At 66.7% G+C, this 16,644-nt stretch carries 11 protein-coding genes; 7 read left to right on the forward strand and 4 right to left on the reverse strand.

From position 1 onward, the window contains the following. Nucleotides 1-195: 195 nt before the first annotated feature. On the reverse strand, nucleotides 196-1,011 hold the full coding sequence (locus ABD231_RS05675) for a dienelactone hydrolase family protein (protein WP_344146055.1): 816 nt from the start codon (nucleotides 1,009-1,011) through the stop codon (nucleotides 196-198). Between the two features lie 109 nt (nucleotides 1,012-1,120). Between ABD231_RS05675 and ABD231_RS05680 the strand changes: the two genes are divergently transcribed. Next, on the forward strand, nucleotides 1,121-2,800 hold the full coding sequence (locus ABD231_RS05680) for a glycoside hydrolase domain-containing protein (protein ID WP_344146058.1): 1,680 nt from the start codon (nucleotides 1,121-1,123) through the stop codon (nucleotides 2,798-2,800). Nucleotides 2,801-2,943: 143 nt separating this feature from the next. Here ABD231_RS05680 and ABD231_RS05685 read toward each other — a convergent pair whose 3' ends face one another. Further along, entirely contained in the window at nucleotides 2,944-3,954 is a 1,011-nt protein-coding gene (locus tag ABD231_RS05685) for a glycoside hydrolase family 5 protein (protein WP_344146061.1), read from the reverse strand. Nucleotides 3,955-4,275: 321 nt separating this feature from the next. Here ABD231_RS05685 and ABD231_RS05690 point away from each other — a divergent pair, with 321 nt between their 5' ends. The 6 genes from ABD231_RS05690 to ABD231_RS05715 all read left to right on the forward strand — a co-directional run bounded on the left by ABD231_RS05690 (nucleotide 4,276) and on the right by ABD231_RS05715 (nucleotide 14,748). After that, nucleotides 4,276-5,733 carry a glycoside hydrolase family 10 protein gene (locus ABD231_RS05690; protein ID WP_344146064.1) on the forward strand — a complete coding sequence of 486 codons (1,458 nt, stop codon included), beginning with the start codon at nucleotides 4,276-4,278 and terminating at the stop codon, nucleotides 5,731-5,733. Between the two features lie 15 nt (nucleotides 5,734-5,748). Then, on the forward strand, nucleotides 5,749-7,251 hold the full coding sequence (locus tag ABD231_RS05695; RefSeq protein ID WP_344146067.1) for a non-reducing end alpha-L-arabinofuranosidase family hydrolase: 1,503 nt from the start codon (nucleotides 5,749-5,751) through the stop codon (nucleotides 7,249-7,251). Between the two features lie 15 nt (nucleotides 7,252-7,266). Next, nucleotides 7,267-8,571, forward strand: a complete 1,305-nt coding sequence (locus ABD231_RS05700) for a ricin-type beta-trefoil lectin domain protein (protein WP_344146070.1) — start codon at nucleotides 7,267-7,269, stop codon at nucleotides 8,569-8,571. Continuing rightward, the gene (locus tag ABD231_RS05705) at nucleotides 8,571-10,913 is read left to right on the forward strand and encodes a ricin-type beta-trefoil lectin domain protein (protein WP_344146073.1); all 2,343 of its coding nucleotides are present in this window, start codon (nucleotides 8,571-8,573) and stop codon (nucleotides 10,911-10,913) included. The genes ABD231_RS05700 and ABD231_RS05705 overlap by 1 nt, the downstream gene beginning before the upstream one ends. A gap of 63 nt (nucleotides 10,914-10,976) precedes the next feature. Continuing rightward, nucleotides 10,977-11,726, forward strand: coding sequence for a FadR/GntR family transcriptional regulator (locus ABD231_RS05710; RefSeq protein WP_344146076.1), 750 nt, complete (start codon nucleotides 10,977-10,979; stop codon nucleotides 11,724-11,726). A 151-nt stretch (nucleotides 11,727-11,877) separates the two neighbouring features. After that, nucleotides 11,878-14,748 (forward strand): S8 family serine peptidase, encoded by a 2,871-nt coding sequence (locus tag ABD231_RS05715; protein WP_344146079.1) that lies wholly within the window; start codon nucleotides 11,878-11,880, stop codon nucleotides 14,746-14,748. A gap of 52 nt (nucleotides 14,749-14,800) precedes the next feature. Here the strand turns inward: ABD231_RS05715 and ABD231_RS05720 are convergent, their stop codons facing one another. Both ABD231_RS05720 and ABD231_RS05725 read right to left on the reverse strand, forming a co-directional pair. Then, complete coding sequence (locus tag ABD231_RS05720; RefSeq protein ID WP_344146082.1) at nucleotides 14,801-16,135, reverse strand: amidohydrolase; 1,335 nt, start codon at nucleotides 16,133-16,135, stop codon at nucleotides 14,801-14,803. 17 nt (nucleotides 16,136-16,152) lie between these two features. Next, on the reverse strand, nucleotides 16,153-16,542 hold the full coding sequence (locus ABD231_RS05725; protein ID WP_344146085.1) for a VOC family protein: 390 nt from the start codon (nucleotides 16,540-16,542) through the stop codon (nucleotides 16,153-16,155). Between the last annotated feature and the right edge of the window lie 102 nt (nucleotides 16,543-16,644).

A 16,644-nucleotide genomic window follows, 5' to 3' on the forward strand; every position in this document is an offset into this window, starting at 1 on the left:
ATCGTCCCACGTCATCGTCGCTTCAACCAGAGGAAATCGGCGGGCGTCACCCACCGCTCTTCCTCCTTTGCGCACCGCAACGAAAACGGTGGCCCCAGGCCCTTGTTGGTGCCCCGTCCACGGCCTGAACAATCACAGCCAGGGAATTCCTCAACGCTGCTTTAACATTTCCGCACGCAGCGTTAGTGAGACCTGTCAGTCCGGTGACTGCGCGTGTGAGATCAATCGCTCGCGGAAGAACTCGACCGTGCGGGCGCGGGCGTGGAAGGCCGAGTTCGGCGGGTTCTCCTTGATCTCGCGGGTGAGCACGGAGTGCGCGGACTTGCCGTAGCCCTCGGAGTTGCCGGGACCGGAGTCGAGCTCGATGACCTCGAAGGCATCGCCCAGCTCGGCCCGCAGCGTGGTGAACCGATCAGCCGGCGCCATCGGGTCCTTGCTGAACCGCAGACCGAGCACGCACAACCCGTCCGTACGGGTGCGCTCCTTGACCACGTCGAGCTCGCGCCGGGACAGCCCCGGGTCGCGGCGTAGCTTGGCCGTCAGCGGCAACGGGACCGACGGCTGACTCAGCACCGGCGCCCGCACGACATCGTCGACCGCGGTGGCGAGGCCGAAGCCGCCGGTGAAGCACATGCCGATCACGCCCACTCCCCGGCCGGGGGTCCGGGCCGCGAGATCGGCGGCAACCGCTCTCAGGAACTGCGTGATCGGTCGTTCCGCGTCGGCCGCGAAGGCCCGGAACTCCTTCGACACACACAGCCGGGAGAGCGTTCCGAGAACATAGAGAGCGCTCTCCGACTTTCCCGGCGTACCGAAGGGTGAGGCGATCACCACGGTGAAACCCTCGCTGACGAGATGTTCGGCGTACCCGAGGACCTCCGGGGTCAGGCCGGGGATCTCCGGGATCACCACGATTCCCGGGCCTTCACCCTTCTCGAAGCAGTCGTAGGTCTGCCCGGCTCCGGTGAACGGCGCACGCCGCCAGCCGGCCGCTTCGGGACTCGTTGCCATATCCGCTCCCCTGCATCGATGTAACACCTAGGTCGAAAGGCTTGAGCTCGACACCGGAGAAGCAGTCCACTGGGATACCGACTCCGCCTCCGCCCCCGAGGAAGTGCTCATGTACCGTCCTCTCACCCTACTCACCGGTGCCGCGCTGCTACTCACCGCAGCCACCGCCGTCGGACCGGCTCAGGCCGCACCGGACGAACGGACCATCAGCTATCACGGGTACCAGGTCGCCGTACCGAAGTCGTGGCAGGTCGTCGACCTGTCCAAGGACCCGTCGGCCTGTGTCCGCTTCGACCGACCAGCCGTCTATCTCGGCCGGCCCGCCGAACAGCAGAACTGCCCGGCCCACCTGGCCGGGCGCACGGCCGGCCTGATCCTGGAACCGCTCTCCGGCGCCGCTCCCCGCGCTGCCGCCGTAGCAACCTCAGCCAGTACGGCGGCCGCTGCGGCGCCGTCGGCCGACAACCAGATCCAGGTCGGTGTCGAGGACGCCGGTGTCCTGGTCACCGCGATCCACGGCGCTGGTGAGGAATCGTCCGTCCGGCAGATCCTCGGCCGGGGACGTGTCACCTCCAAGGCCGACGCGACAGCCATGGTCCGCCCTCACCAGGCCGCGATGGCACCGGCCGCGTCGATTGTTGCCCCCGGCACCATGATCAACCAGCAGGCGTTCGACCAATGCACGGCACCGTCGCTGGGCGCCATGAACGCCTGGAAGTCCTCGCCGTTCAAGGCCGTCGGCATCTACATCAGCGGCTCGTCACGCTCCTGCACCCAGGCCAACCTGACCGCCTCGTGGGTCGCGTCGAACGCCGCCAACGGCTGGTCGTTCATCCCGATCGACGTGGGCTACCAGGCCGCCTGCGGCAGCCGGAACCCGAAGATGTCCTTCGATCTGGCCACCGCCCGCTCCCAGGGCTCGAGCTCGGCGAACGTCTCGGCCGACGCGGCGAGCGCGCTCGGGATCGGCCCGGGGAGCGCTCTCTACTCGGACATCGAGGCGTACCCGACCGGCAACGTCGCCTGCCGCGACGCGATCATGTCCTACGTCACCGGCTGGACTGAGACGCTGCACGCCCGCGGCTACCTCAGCGGCGTGTACAGCAGCGCAGGCTCCGGCGGCCGCGACCTGGCCAACTCCGCCGGTGACAGCCGCTGGCTGATGCCCGACCACCTCTGGTTCGCGTGGTGGAACGGCGCCGCCGACACCAACGGCGGTCAGTACATCCCGGCCGGCCTCTGGGTGAACCACCAGCGCCTCCACCAGTACAAGGGCGACCACAACGAGACCTGGGGTGGCGTCACCATCAACATCGACAGCAACTTCCTCGATGTCGCCGGCAACCCGCCGCCCCCGATGGAGGACGGCGTCTACCGGATCAAGGCCGAGGTCGGCGGCTTCGACCTCGACGTCCAGGACTGCCAGTCCCAGAACGGCGCGAACATCCGGATGTGGGACCGCATCCTGACCAGCCCTTGCCAGCAATGGCACATCGTCCGCACGACCGGTAACACCTTCAAGATCCTCGACGGCAACACCGGTAAGGCCCTCAACGTCACCGGCTGCTCCACCGCCGACGTCACCCCCGTCGAACTCTTCGACGACAGCGGCGCCGACTGCCAGACCTGGACCATCGAACCGATCATCGGCGGCGCCTACAAGATCATCGGCACCGGCTCCGGCAAGTCCCTCGACGTGGCCGGCTGCTCCGCCGCCCGAGGCGCCGACGTCATCATCTGGCCCTTCCACGGCGGCTCCTGCCAACGCTGGTACTTCACCGCCGTCTAGCGAGGAATGAGTTCGACACATCCATCGGCGCGGACGCTCCGGTAGTGGGCGGACCAATGCGTTAGGCAATCAATCGCATTGATCCGCCCGGGCAATTCAGTACCCCGAATGAATAGCAATACCGGACCGGAATTCGACCTGCTTCACAGGCCCCAACCGTAGCGGATCCGATCGCGACCGGACGCATTGCGGACGGTGAGATCGAGGTTGGTCCCGCTGCCGCTGAGGGCGAACATCGAGTACCAGTCGAATGCCCCGCCGTTGGTGCGCTTCCCGCCGAGCGCGGGCCAGTAGGTCCCGCCCATCTGGTTGTCCCGCATGACCTGCGTGATCGCGCGCACGTAGCGCACGAAGTTGTCGGTGCTGCCCGCGTCGGCGTAGTTGAGTCCGTTCGACATCGGAGCGCCGTACTCGGTCAGGACGGCCCGGGAGCCGCAGTTCCCGAGCCGGGTCTGCGCGTGGTTGCGGAAGCCGTCGTACGTCATCGGGCCGTAGAAGAAGGCGTAGTAGTGGAACGACAGTAGCGTGCCGTTGAAGCGGCTGTCGGTGCAGATGTCGCGGAGGTCCTGGCTGTAGCCGGTACCGCCGATGAGCACCCGGCTGGGCACTGCCGAGTAGTGATAGCTGAGCCAGTTGGCCGCGACGTTGCGCCAGTCCGCCGAGCTGTAGCCGTGCGGTTCGTTCATCGGTTCGAAGTAGACGTTCGGGTTGGCGCCGTAGGTGTTGGTGACGCGGGACCACATCGTGTTCCAGGCAGCGAGGTTCGTGATCTTGCCACCGGAGGCGGCACCGTCCTCCCAGTACGCGAGGATGACCTTGAACCCGCGAGCGGTGGCGGCGTCGACGGCACCCCGGTAGTTCTCCCACCAGGCGGTTCCGACCGTGTGGGTGTTGATCGGCAGCCGCACGGTGTTCACGCCGACGGCCGCCATGTCGTCGTACAGGGCATTGGCCTTGGCCCGCACGGTCGCGTTGCTGTCGGTCTGACTCAGGCCCGCGATGACCAGCGGATTCTTGCTGAAGTTGTCGCCCAGCACGGCCCAGTTCATGCCGCGGAACTGACTGGTGGCGGCCTGGGCGGGTGCTGAGGTGACGGCGACGCCGGCCAAACTGCACAGCGCCATCACCACCAGCAGGATCGGTCTTGGGAACATGTTCTCGCCTCTCTGAGCCTGGTCGAGCGCATTGTTTCCCGAAATATGATGCGCGGCGGTAAAACCTGTCCACCCGGCGATCAAAGGTGGGCAACAACGTTCAGAACCGAACATCTACGGGACTGATGGGACCGAAACATTTTTCGAATCTCGCCTCGATAAGACCGAAGCATTGCGCACCGCGCAGCGGGAGGCGTACGGTCTGCGACTAATCGAACCGCTTCGACCCCTCCGCCCCGGGAGTCCTCATGGTTCACCGCACCCTGGTGCCGGCCTTCCTGCTGCGGAGCAATCCCATGCCTTCAGCACGAAGGAGGACGCATGTCCCCGCAGCCCTTATCCGTCCGGAAACTACTTCGCAGTGCGCTGGTACTGCTCACAACCATCAGCGCACTGACCATCCCGCCCGCGATCGCCGCCGACGCAGCCGCCACCACACTGGGAGCGGCAGCGGCCCAGTCCGGGCGCTACTTCGGCGCCGCCGTCTCCGCGGGCAAGCTCGGTGATACGCAGTACACGACGATCCTCAATCGCGAGTTCGGCTCGATCACCGCCGAGAACGAGATGAAGTGGGACGCCACCGAGCCCTCGCGGAACAACTTCACCTTCGGATCGGCCGACCGGATCGCCAACCACGCGCGTTCGCAGAACAAACTGCTCCGCGGACACACCCTGGTCTGGCACTCGCAACTGCCCGGCTGGGTCAGCGGGATCCGGGACGCGAACACCCTGCGCAGCGTGATGAACAACCACATCACCACGGTGGCGAGCAGGTACCGCGGCCAGATCCATTCGTGGGACGTCGTGAACGAAGCGTTTGCCGACGGCAACAGCGGTCAGCTCCGGTCGTCGGTGTTCCGCGACGTCCTCGGCATGGGCTTCATCGAAGAGGCGTTCCGGACCGCCCGGGCCGCGGACCCCACCGCCAAGCTCTGCTACAACGACTACAACATCGAGGACTGGAACGCGGCCAAGACCCAAGGCGTCTACCGCCTGGTCCGCGACTTCAAATCCCGTGGCGTACCGATCGACTGTGTCGGCCTCCAGGCACACTTCGGAAGTGGTGGCGCGCCAGCCAACTTCCAGACCACGCTCTCCAGCCTTGCTGCGCTCGGGGTCGACGTACAACTGACCGAACTCGACATCGCCCAAGCATCGCCGAACGCGTACGCCGGCACCGTCCGGGCCTGCCTGAACGTACTGCGGTGCACCGGCATCACCACCTGGGGTGTGCGCGACAGCGATTCCTGGCGAGGTAGTGAGAACCCGTTGCTGTTCGACCGGAACGGCAACAAGAAGCCGGCGTACGACGCCGTACTGAGCACACTGAACGCCGTTCCCGGCAGCGGCCCGATCCAGGTCGGGGTCAACTACCGGCTGGTGGCGCAGCACAGTGGCAAGGCGGTCGACATCGCCAACTCGTCCACTGCCGCCGGCGCCTTGGCGCAGCAGTGGTCGGCCAGCGGTGGGACCAATCAGCAGTTCGACTTCCTGGACGCCGGTGGTGGCTACTTCCGGATCAGGGCACGCCACAGCGGTCTCGTCCTGCAGGTCGCGGGCTCGAACACCGGCGCAGACGTGACGCAACAGGCGGACACGAACGCTACGAGTCAGCAATGGCAGCCGACAGACCACGGCAACGGGGTGGTCAGCCTGATCAACCGGCAGAGCGGCCTCGCGCTGGACGTGTGGTCGGCATCCACCGCAGACGGCGCACGTGTCTCGCAGTGGAACCCGACCGGCAACTCGAACCAGCGCTTCCAGCTCCAGCGCCTCTAGCGGAAGGAGAAACAGATGCACAACAAGAGACGAAGTACGGCGCTCGCCCTCGCGACAGCACTGATTGCGGGCCTGCTGGCTGTGGTCGGTACGAGTCCGGCGCAAGCGGCCACTGTGGATCCGAACGCGTGGTACGTCCTGGTGAATCGCGCGAGCGGCAAGGCATTGGACATTTCCGGAGCGAGCACCGCGGACGGCGCCGGCGTTCAGCAGTGGGCGCGGCACGACGGGACCAATCAGCAGTTCCAGTTCGTGGACTCCGGCGGCGGGTACTACCGCTTGCGAGCACGCCATTCCGGCAAGGCGCTCGACGTGTCCAACGCGTCGACCACGGATGGCGCCAACGTCATCCAGTGGAGTGATCACAACGGGACGAACCAGCAGTTCCGGTTGGCCGACTCCCCTGACGGCCGGGTCCGGCTGCTCAACCGCAACAGCAACAAAGCTCTCGAGGTCCCGAGTGGTTCCACTACCGACGGGGCGCAGGTCGTGCAGCGCTCCGACAGCGGCGGGACGAACCAGCAGTGGCAGCTGGTCGCTGTGGGCAGTCCTGGTGGATCGTTGCCGTCCACTTTCCAGTGGTCGTCCAGTGGGGTGCTCGCCGGTCCGAAGGCCGATGCGCAACATCCCAACCGCTACTCCATCAAGGATTTCTCGGTGGTTCGGCACAACAACCAGTGGCTGATCTACGCCACGACCGCGGGATCGTCCGGTTGGGGTCTGGTGAACTTCAACTTCGGCGACTGGTCACAGGCGGCCGCCGCGCCGCACACCTACCTGGACACGGCCTCCGCGATCGGGCCCGGCTATCGGGCCGCACCGCAGCTGTTCCACTTCGCGCCGACAAACCTCTGGTACCTGGTCTACCAAACCGCGCCACCGACGTACTCGACCAGCACCAACCCCGCCGATCCGCGGTCCTGGTCGGCCCCGCGCACCTTCATCGCGCAGGAGCCGGACATCGTCCGGCAGAACAAGGGCGACGGCACCTGGATCGACTTCTGGGTCATCTGCGACGCCGCGAACTGCTTCCTGTTCTTCAGCGACGACAACGGCCACATCTACCGGGCTCAGACCACCTTGGCCAACTTCCCCAACGGGTTCGGCAACACCCAGATCGTGCTGTCGGACTCCAAGTTCAACTTGTTCGAGGCAACCAATGTGTACAAGGTTGCCGGGGCCAACCAATACCTGTTGATCCAGGAGGCGATCGGCAGCTCCGGCCGGCGGTACTTCCGGTCCTACGTCTCCGGCAGCCTCACCGGCAACTGGACTCCGCTGGCGGCCACGGAGAACCAGCCATTTGCCGGCCGCAACAACGTCGCGTTCCCGAACGGCGCCTGGACCCAGGACATCAGCCACGGCGAGCTGGTGCGCGCGAACAACGACCAGACGCTGACCATCGATCCGTGCCGGCTGCAGTACGTCTACCAGGGCCAGGATCCGGGTGCCGGTGGCGACTATCTGAAGCTGCCTTGGCGGATGGGCCTGCTCACCCAAACGAATTCGTCCTGCTGACAGGAGGAGAGAATCATGAGGAAGAACCACCTTGTACGCCGGTCGCTGGTACCCGTCGCTGCCACCGCGCTGATCTTCACCGGTTTGTCAGCCGGCGCCGCAGAGGCCAGGCCGGCTCCCGCGTCCTCGGCCGCGATTCCGCTCGCGGCATCCCCCGGCTGTGGCAAGACGCCGACACTGCGCAGTGGGACATACACGATCCAGAGCAGTGGGAAGAACCGCAGCTTCATCCTGAGTGTGCCCGACAACTACAACAACACCACGCAGTACCGGCTCGTCTTCGGCTTCCACTGGCTGGGCGGCACCATGCAGCAGGTCGCCGGAGGCGGCAGCGACGGCGACGTCTATGCCCACTACGGGCTGCGCCGGCTGGCGAACAACACGGCGATCTTCGTCGCGCCGCAGGGCCTCAACAACGGCTGGGGTAACTCGGGTGGTGAGGACGTGACGTTTACCGATGACATGATCCGGCGGATCGAGACCGACCTCTGCGTCGACACGACACAGCGCTTCGCCCTGGGCTTCAGCTACGGCGGCGCCATGAGCTACTCACTGGCCTGTTCGCGCGCAACGACCTTCCGCGCGGTCGCGGCGATCGCCGCACCTGGCGGGATCAGCGGCTGTAACGGTGGCACCCAGCCCTTCGCGTACATGGGCATCCACGGCATCTCGGACAACATCGGCGCCGGGCGCGGACTCCGGGACAGGTTCGTCCGGAACAACGGCTGCACCCCGCAGTCCCCGCGCGAACCCGCAGCGGGCAGCCGCACCCACATCACAACCACCTACTCGGGCTGTCGCGCCGGGTATCCGGTGGTGTGGGCCGCCTTCGACGGAGGTCACCAGCAAGGTCCGGTCGACGGTTGCGCAGGCTGCGAAAGCGGCGCCCGGAGCTGGGTGAAGAACGAGGTGTGGAAGTTCTTCACGGGAGACACGACGCCCACCCCGACGGCGTTCCGGCTGCGCAGTGAGGCCGCCGGTCGTTGCCTGGACGTCAACGCCGCCAACTCGGCCAACGGCACCCCGATGCTCGTCTGGGACTGCCACGCCAACGCCAACCAGCAGTTCGCGCGCACCGGCCAGACACTGCAGGTCCTCGGCAAGTGCTTGGAGGCCCCCGTCAACGCCGTACCCGGCACGCGAACTCGTATCTGGGACTGCAACGGCGGCGCCAACCAGCAGTGGAACGTGAACGACAACGGCACCGTCAGCAACCTGCAGACCGGACTGTGCCTCGAGGCCGCCGGCACCGCCAACGGAAGCCCGGCCAACGTCGCCACCTGCACCACCAACCCCAACCAGCGCTGGGCCAAAGCCTGATGTCGCCACGACTCAGCGTGTTCATCGTCGCGATGATCGCGGTACCCGCGCCGATGCTCACCGCGCAGGCCGCCGACACTGCCGTCGTACGGATTGTTGTTGCACCCAACGGGAACGATCGCAATGCCGGGTCCGCGGATCGTCCGGTCGCCACGCTCGCGAAAGCACAGGAGCTGGTTCGCGCTCGGGCCGGCACGAGCGACGTGGTCGTGGAGCTCGCGAGCGGCGTACACCGGCTGTCCGAGCCGCTGAAACTCAGCGGCGCCGACTCAGGGCGTAACGGCCACACGGTGACCTGGCAGGCCGCACCGGGCGCGTCCCTGTCGGGCGGCCAACCCGTCACCGGCTGGACGCAGTACGACGCAGGTGCCAACATCTGGGTCGCTTCGGTTCCGCAGGGCGTCGACTCGCGGCAGCTGTACGTCGACGGGACGCTTGCACCGCGTGCATCCATCCCGATCTCGCGCAACGACGTACGGATCACAGCAAGCGGGCTGACGATCACGAACTCCGCACTGAACTACCTCGCCACGCTGCCCAGGCAGAACCGGATCGAGCTGGAGAGCCTGAACTCGTTCACCGACCGGTACTCCCCCGTGCAGAGCATCAGCGGAACCAGCATCACCATGCAGCAGCCTGCGTGGAACAACAACAACTGGGGGTACGACACCCTCGCGCGCCCGTTCGCGGGTGGCGGTCTGACACTGCACAACTCCTATTCGTTCCTCAGAACCGCCGGTCAGTGGTATCTGGACCCGCAGGCCGGACGGCTCTACTACAAGACGGCCCCCGGTCAGTCACCGGTCGGACGCGACATCGTGCTGCCGCGTTTGACCTCACTGGTGCAGGTGAGCGGGACGCTCGCGAATCCGGTCCGCGACATCACCATGCGGGACATGGTCTTCGAGCACACGACCTGGCTGCAGCCGGGGACCTCGATCGGGTACGCGAATCAGCAGAGCGGCGCTTTCATCCCGGCTGCCTACCAGATGCCCGGGGACTTCCTGACCTCGTGCCAGTCGGGCTGCCGACAGTTCGAGGCCACTCGCAACGGCTGGGGGCAGGTACCGGCCGCCGTACAGGTCTCGGCTGCCACCGGAATCACCTTCGTCAACAACACCTTCCGCCATCTCGGGCAGATCGGACTCGGGATCGGCAACGATGCCGCCGCGCACCAGTCCGGAGTGGGCCTCGGTGCCTCCAACATCACGGTGTCCCAGAACACCTTCACGAACCTGTCCGGCGGCGCGATCCTGATCGGCGGTGTCCGTCCGGACGCGCACCACCCGGCCAACCCCGCGATGGTCAACAAGGACATCACCGTCCGGAACAACCTGGTGACCGACGTCGCCAAGGACTACAAGGACATGGCCGGCATCCTGGCGACGTACGGGACCCGCGTCGTCATCGAGCACAACGAGGTCTCCAACCTCGCGTACGACGGCATCGACATCGGCTGGGGTTGGGGCGCCAATGACCCCGGCGGCAGCCAGGACTACCGCAACCGCGGTCTGTACGACTACCAGCCGGTCTACACCACACCGACGACGTTGCGCGAGACCGTCGTCCGGTACAACGTGGTCCACGGCACCAAGAAGTCACTGCACGACGGCGGAAGCCTCTACAACCTGTCCGCCAACCCTGGCGGCTCGATCGACCACAACCTCGTCTACGACAATCGCAGTACCGTCGGGCTGTATCTCGACGAGGGCTCACGCTACGTCTCAGTGACGAACAACGTGGTGATCGACAGTGGGGTCTTCGCCTTCACCAACGCCAGCAACTCCAACAACACGAACGACAACGTGTTCGCCGCCAACTGGTACAACACCGGTGCGACGAATGTGGCCACTGGGCCGCCGCACAACAACGTCGTACGCGACAACGTCCAGGTGAGCGGCGCGTGGCCGGTGGCCGCTCAACAGGTGATGGCCGAGGCCGGGATCGAACGCGCGGTGCGGCCCAGCACTGGTGACGTCCTGGCGCTGGCGGCGGGCAAGTGCCTGGAGGTCCCCAACAGCAGCACCACACCTGGCACCCAGCTGCAGATCTGGGGATGTACGGGTGGGGCGCACCGCACCTGGACCCGTACGGCGACTGGTCAGCTGACCGTCTACGCCGGCGGCAACCTGCGGTGCGCAACCGCCTTGAACGGCCAGGTGGTGATCTCGCAATGCACCGGCGGTACCAACCAGCAGTGGCAATTCAACGCGAACGGCACCATCACCGCCGTACAGTCCGGCAGCTGTCTGGACGTCAGCGGCGCCGGCACCGGCAACGGCGCCAAGGTCCAGCTGTGGACCTGCCACGGCGGCGGCAACCAGCAGTGGGCGATCTCCTGATCGAAGGCATAATGTGGCGACCCCGGTGTGAACCGGGGTCGCCACGACGATGGAGGCCCGCAGGTGGACAGCACGTCTCTTCCGGCCGGCCCCGAGGAGCGGGGCGCCTACCGGCCCGGTTATGAGCTGGTGGCCGAGCAAATTCTGCAGCTCATCGCGGAACTGACGCTCCAGCCAGGCGACCGGATGCCGACCGAGAACGAGCTGGCCGCCCGACTGGGCTGCAGCCGAACCGTCGTACGGGAAGCCATCAAGATCCTGTCCGCCATCGGACGCGTCCGAGCCCAGAAGGGCCGCGGACTCTACGTCGCGGACGACGACGGGATGCTGGGTCCGGCCCGCTGGCGAGGGTTCTTCCTCCCCACCAATCTCGACCACGTCTACATGCTCTTCGAGTTCCGCCGCGTCCAGGAGACAGCCGCCAGCAGGCTCGCAGCGACCCGCGCCACCCCCGCCGAACTGCGAGCCATCGAGGCCGCCGCCGAAACCTGCCGCCAAGGCCAGCTGGCCGGCCAGGCAGACGCCTTCGCCCGCGGCGACGACGATTTCCACCTCGGCATCGCGACCGCATCGCACAACGAATTCCTAGTCGCCTCAGTCCGCGAAGCCCGCCGCCTGCAGTACCAGTCCACCACCATCGGCCTGCAAGGCACGATCGGTGGTCACGCGGACGGCGCGATCCAGGAACACGCCGCCATCCTCGAGGCAATCCGAGCCGGCGACCCCGAGGCAGCCGCCCAGGCCACCGCCCTCCACGTGGACAACACCCTCGAGGACTACCGCCAAGAAATCCAACGCCGCCTCTTCGGCTAGAACGACCGTCGACTTTTCCCCGCTCTGCCGGGTTCTACACCTCCCCGCGACCCAGATTGCACGTTTTGACATCGGGATCCCAAAGCGGAGTGGACCGAAATCCTGCGATACTGCGCCCAACTGACACTCTGAGACCCTTGGGGGGGTCCCCTTGAAGTTCCGCCCTGCCCTTTTGCTGCGTGTAGGCGTTCCCGCGGCCCTCGTCGCCGGCTCTTTGGTCGTCCTGACCAGCTCGTCCGGCTCCGCCGCCGAGCCCGGTCCGTACCGGCCGAAGTTCACCTCCCACCAGCAGACCGCGAAGAAGGCCGAGTTCGAACCGAACGCGGTCATGGTGAAGTTCAAGCCGAACGCGACCAAGTCGGCCCGCAAGGCCGCCCTGACCAAGCTCCGCGCCACCACCGAAGAGTCGCTGACCGAGGATCTCGTGAAGATCACCGGTACGGCGTCCGCGCCCGAGCTGCTGAAGAAGGTGAAGGCCGACCCGACCGTCGCGCTCGCCTCGCTCAACTACAAGCGCCGGATCGCCGCCGTACCGAACGACGAGTACTACAACACCGACCAGAAGGCGTACCTGAACACGATCCGGATGCCGCAGGCGTGGGACGTGGCCAAGTCGACGGGTAACCAGATCGTCGCCGTCCTGGACACCGGCGTCGACGCCGGTCACCCGGACCTCGTCGGCCACCTGGTTCCCGGCGTGAACACCACCTCGCCGAACCGCGGCCCGATCGACGACAACGGCCACGGCACGATGACGCTGGGCATCATCGCCGCCGGCGCCAACAACAAGGCCGGGGTCGCCGGTATCGGCTGGTCGGTCAAGGCCATGCCGGTCAAGGTCCTGGACGCCGAGGGCAGCGGGTACGACCTCGACGTCGCCGAGGGCATCGACTGGGCAGCCGCGCACGGCGCCAAGGTGATCAACATGTCGCTCGGTGGCCCGGGCGACAACGAGGTCCTGCACGACGCCGTGAAGCGGGCCGCTGCCAAGGGCATCGTGATCGTGGCCGCCGCCGGTAACGACGGAAACAACGTGCTGCACTACCCGGCCGCCTATCCGGAGGTCATCGCCGTCGGCGCGACCGACGCGACCGGGGCCCTGGTCAGCTTCAGCCAGTACGGCGACTGGGTTGACGTCGCCGCTCCGGGCTGGGACATCCTCAGCACCGGTCCGCGCCAGCTGACCCCGCCGCAGTACGAGCCGTACTGGTACTGCACCGGTACGTCGTGCTCCTCGCCGATCGTCGCCGGTATCGCGGCACTCGTCCGGAACAAGTGGCCGACGTACACGTCCGCGCAGGTGACTGCCCGGATCAAGAACCTGGCCCGGGACGCCGGTCCGCGGGGCATCGACCCGTTCTACGGTGCCGGCATCCTCGACGCTTACGCCACGCTCGGCGGCAAGTGGACGAGCGACTTCAGCACCTCGGCCGCCGACGGCAACGACCAGCCGGCGCGGGCGACCGTGACGACGGGTACGGCCAGCGGCACGATCCTGACCGAGGGTGACGTCGACTGGTACAAGATCAACTCGGCGGACGCCCGCAACCTGCGGATCGATGTCACCGGCCCCGTCTTCAACGAGGCGACCCGGACGACCAACTTCGCGCCGCGAGTCGACGTGTACAACAGCCAGCTGCAGTCGATCGGTACCGCGGAGAACCCGTTCCCGCCGGTCGACCCGAACACTGGTCCGATCTGGCAGGCGCTGACCGCCCGCGCCGAGGTGAGCGCACTCGCAGGCGACACCTACATCGCGGTCCGCAACGCCAACGGCTCCCGCGACGCGCGGGCCTATGCACTGAATGTGTCCGCCGCCGGCACGGGCGCCACGGCACCCGGCGCGAGCTACCCGGTGTCGAACGCGTTGCCGGCGAACCTGTCGACCGGAGCGGCCGTCGCCACGAAGCCTTCGGTGACGTTCGCCTCCGATGTCGATGCCGCGACGGTCAACGAGTCGACGGTTCGGCTGCTCAACGGCAGGACGGGGGCCGTGGTCGCAAGCACGGTCGCCTTCGACGCTGCTTCCAAGACCGCGACCATCACTCCGGCGAGCGCGTTGCTGGACAATTCGCCGTACCGGATCGTCGTGAACGGTGTGCACGAGAGCGGTGCGGCCGTGATCCTGGAGCCGTTCAGCAGTGTGTTCTCGACTGTTGATCTGGTGCCGGGTGCGTTGGAGACGTTTGACGCTAGCGGTGGGTTCCAGAAGGCGAATCTGGGGTGGAAGATTCCGGCGCTTGGGGATCTGGATCAGATCATCGTGCGGCGGAATGCCGGGGGTAAGTACCCGACGCCGACTACCGGGACGCTTGTTTACTCGGGTACTGCTTCCAGCTTTGCCAACACTGGGCTGCCGCAGTCGACGACCTACACCTACAGCGCTTGGGTGAAGGATCGGAGTGGGAAGCTGAGTGCGGGTAAGGGTACGCAGTTGCTGGGGATGAAGTCGGGGATCTCTACGACGTCTACGAAGCTGAACATCGGTGGGTCGATCACGCTCAAGGGGAGCACGCTGGGGATCGACGGGAAGGCGTACCCGACGTTGCCGATGAGTATCTACTCGCGGCCTGCGAACGGGAAGACGTTCAAGCTGCTGACGACGCTGGGGTCGTCGTCGCGGGGGACGGTCAGCTACACGTTCAAGCCGGGGTACTCGGCGGTGTACATGCTGACGTTCGCCGGGAACGGCGACCTGATGGGGACGCGGACCAACGACATCACGGTGCTGGTCACGCCGACCATCTCGTCGACGCTGTCGCCTTCGACGGTGAAGCTGGGGTCGACCACGAAGCTCAGTGGGGTGGTGAACCCGGCGCACTCCGGCAAGTCGGTGCAGTTGCAGCGGCTGGTCGGGAAGACGTGGACCGCGGCTGGTTCGGCGAAGCTGAGCTCGGCGGGCGCCTACGCGTTCGGGATCAAGCCGCCGTACAAGGGGAAGATCGCCTACCGGGTCTACTTCCCGAGCGACGGCGACCACACCCTCGCCTACAGCGCGATCCGCACTCTGACGATCACCTGATCATCAGCTGACAGGTGTGCCCCGGTCGATTGCGGCCGGGGCACACGTCTGTTCAGGGGGCGTAGTGCTGGACGGCGCCGCCGCGGGATAGGTCGACGAGGGTGTGGGCCAGGGAGCGGGCGTCGGCTAGGACTTCGGCTAGGTCGAGCTTGGTGAGTTGGCGGTTGCGGACTACTACTTCGCCGGCTACCAGGACTGTGTGGACGTCGGAGGCTCGGACGGAATAGACGAGGGCTGCTCTGGGGTCGTGGAGGGGTTGATTGTGGGGCGCGGAGAGGTCCAGGAGGGTTATGTCGGCTTGGCGGCCTGGCTCTAGGGCGCCTAGGGTCGCGGGCTGGTTGGCGGCGGCGGCGCTGTGGCGGGTGGCTAGGCGAAGGGTGTCGGAGAGGGGCATCCACTCGGCGTTGTTTTGCTGGTGTTTCTGGGTGAGGGCCAGGAGGCGGAGGGACTCCCAGACGTCGAGGGTGTTGTGGACGGCGGCGCCGTCGGTGCCGATGCCGGTGCGGATGCCGATCGAGTGGATTTGCTTGATCGGGGTTCCGTTGCCCATGGCAAGTTTCAGGTAGACCTTGGGGCAGGTGGCGACGGTGGTGCGGTCGGCGTGGCGGGCAAGGATCGGGAGGTCCGTGTCGCGGATGCCGCAGCCGTGGGCGATCAGGGCGCCGGCGTCGAGGACGCCGGTGCGGTCGAGGATCTCGATCGGGGTGGCGCCGTGTTTGTCGAGGGAGGCTTGGGTTTGGTCGTCCGTCTCGGCGGCGTGCAGGTGGATGCGGAAGCCTTCGGCGCGGGCGACGTCGGCGGTACGGCGGAGGTCGTCGTCCGAGACCGTGTACGTCGCGTGCGGGCCGAGGCTGGCGGTGATGCGCGGGTGAAGAGTGGCGAGGTCGCGGGTGGTGGCGATGGCTGCGTCGATGGCTTCGGGGCCGGCCGAGGAGAAGTAGGTCGGGGCGAGGTCGGCGCGGATGCCGGTCTCGATGGCGGCCTGCGCAATTTGGTCGGCGTGGAAGTAGTGGTCGACGAAGGTGGTGACGCCGGCGAGGAGCATCTCGGCGCAGGCCAGGCGGGCGCCGACGCGGACGCGTTCCGGGGTGAGGTTGACCTCCATCGGCCAGATACGCTGGTTGAACCAGTCGTCGATCGAGAGGTCCTCGGCGGCGCCGCGCATCATCACCATCGGGCTGTGCGTGTGCGAGTTGATCAGACCGGGTACGGCGAGCAAGCCGGTGCCGTCGATCACCTTGGTTGGTTCGAGCGGGGGTGTGCCGGTGGGGCCTATGGCGGTGATGACGGAGTCGGTGAGGTGAATGTCCTGGGCCTCGGCGATGTGGCACTCCCCTGTCTCGGGGACGATCAGGACGTCGACGTTGCGGATCAGCGACTGCGCCATACCGGAGCCTCTCACGGTCAGGGGTGACGGCCGGCCAGGACGCAGAACTCGTTGCCCTCGGGGTCGGCGAGGACGACCCAGGTGGCGTCGGCGCCTTGGCCCACGTCGGCGGGACGAGCTCCCAGCTCGAGCAGCCGGCGGACTTCTTCGGCCTGATCGCGGTCGGTGGGGTTCACGTCGAGGTGGAGTCTGTTCTTGACCGCCTTGGGTTCGGGAACCTGGACGAAGGTCAGGGTGGGCGGCACCGGGCCGGGGCGGTTCCTGCCTTCGGGGACATCTGGTGAGCCGATGGTGATGAGGTCTTCCTCGATCAATTGCACCTCGTAGTCGAGCACCGCGCACCAGAAGCGGGACAGGGCGCCGGGGTCGGCGCAGTCGATCGCCAGCTCGGTGAGCTTGCTGGCCATGTCGGAACCTCCCGTTGACGGTGGAGCGGGTCGGTCGCCATCTTCGCACCGGACTTGATGGTCCCGCGCCGGAGGGAGATCGCTCACCCACACGAGGGAAGG

Origin of the sequence: Kribbella yunnanensis, from assembly GCF_039529655.1 — a bacterium.
In the GTDB taxonomy this organism is placed as follows: Bacteria; Actinomycetota; Actinomycetes; order Propionibacteriales; family Kribbellaceae; genus Kribbella; species Kribbella yunnanensis.